Origin of the sequence: Lentzea sp. NPDC060358, assembly GCF_042725365.1 — a bacterium.
GTDB lineage: Bacteria > Actinomycetota > Actinomycetes > Mycobacteriales > Pseudonocardiaceae > Lentzea.
The window spans coordinates 1-1,670 of sequence record NZ_JBHXCW010000460.1 but is presented as its reverse complement, the minus strand read 5'-3'; the positions used below and the strand labels follow the sequence as shown (position 1 = coordinate 1,670).

Genomic DNA, 1,670 nt, shown 5'->3' with positions numbered 1-1,670 from the left:
GGTCAAGTCGACACGCTTTTCGTCGACTTGACCTGACCCCTCGGGTGTGGCTGCCTCCCGCGCTGCTCGTGACGGGACCACCCCACACCGCAACCACCAACGCAACAGCAAGCCGCCCAACGCACCAGGCGTGCCATCAACCCGCAGACGGCGCTGGCCGGTCTTTGATCAGCTGGCGGGGTCCGGGGCGGAGCCCCGAGCAGTGAACGGGAGTCCCGAACACAAAGATCAACCAACTACCGGGACGGATCCAGAACGAGCTTCCCAGCGGTACGACGAGCCCGAAGATCCTCGTGCGCCCGCCGAACCTCGGACATCCCGTACTCCCCACCGGGAACAGCCTTCAAGGACCCGTCCACCACCAGGGCGAACAACTCGGCCATGGCCCGGTGCGCCAGAGTCCCGTGCTCAGCGTCGCGGACCTTCAAAGCGTGCGGCAGCCACATACCCGCAACGGTCGTGGAGTGCACCAGCAGCGCCCCGAGGTCAGCCGGCTTCGGCCTTTCGCGCGAGGCCATGCCATAAAACGCAAGCCGCCCGAACGGAGCCAGCGCGGCCAACGACTGATCAGTGGTAGCCCCTCCAGTCATGTCGAGCACGACGTCGACCCGCCGCCCGCCGTTGGCTTCCTTCAGCACCGCGGTCATGTCCGCAGCACGCGAGTCGACGGCGACGTCGGCGCCGAGGTCCAGGGCCAGCTTCCGCTTCTCCTCGGAGGACGCGGTGGCGATGACCCGGCCGGCGCCCCACAACTTGGCCAGCTGCACGGCGATCGTCCCCACACCACCGGCGGCGGCGTGCACGACGACCGACTCGCCGGGCTCCATGTGGGTCGACTTGCGCAGCAGCAGCCACGCGGTGGCGCCCTGGACGATCAACGACAGCGCGGTCAGGTCGTCCACGCCCTCGGGGACGTCGAAGGTCGTCAGCGCGGGCGCGACGGCCTTCTCCGCGTAGCCGCCGGAGCTCGCGGTCAGCGCGACGACGCGACGGCCGTCGGCGGTCGTGCCGACGATCTCGCCGCCGGGGACCAGCGGCAGGGTCATCTTGGCCAGGTAGGAGTTCTCCGCCTGGTGCGTGTCGGCGTAGTTGAGGCCGGCGCGCGAGACGGTGATCAGCACTTCGCCCTCGCCCGCCACGGGGTCGGGCAGCTCCACCTCGCGCAGGACCTCGGGCCCGCCGAACTCGGTGATCTGGATGGCACGCACGGGTCAGTTCTCCTTGAGCGCGAGGGAAACGGGGTCCTTGCGGGCGCCTTCGACCCGCGAGCCGTCGGCGTTGCGGGGGCCGGGCGGGTTCCGGAAGCCGAACGGCTCGGACTCGCGGCCCGCCTGCACGAACCAGGCCTCGCCGGTCCCCGAACCCTCCACGATGGACATGAACGTGTCCACCACGGCGGACACGGGCAGGATCGGCATGCCGATCGAGTCCAGCGTCTCCCGCAGGGGCGTGATGATGCCGGTGTCGGCGAACGCCGGGCACAGCGCGTTCACGCGCACGTCCGGGCAGGCGCCGGCGAGGGAGCGGACCAGGCCGACGACGGCGGCCTTGTTGGCGCCGTAGACCGGGTCGCCCGGCATCGGCATGAGGCCCGCCATGGACGCCGTCGCGATGATCTGGCCGCCACGCGCGCGCACGTGCGGCAGCGCGTGGTGCGCGCCGTAGACGAC

2 protein-coding genes are annotated in these 1,670 nt (G+C 70.6%); both read right to left on the bottom strand.

The window, feature by feature from the left end:
- Positions 1-236: 236 nt before the first annotated feature.
- Positions 237-1,208: a zinc-binding alcohol dehydrogenase family protein gene (locus ACFWGZ_RS40860; protein ID WP_382456952.1), complete on the bottom strand. Its 972-nt coding sequence runs from the start codon at positions 1,206-1,208 to the stop codon at positions 237-239.
- A gap of 3 nt (positions 1,209-1,211) precedes the next feature.
- The coding region (locus ACFWGZ_RS40855; RefSeq protein WP_382456951.1) for an SDR family NAD(P)-dependent oxidoreductase at positions 1,212-1,670 on the bottom strand (459 nt) is incomplete at its 5' end.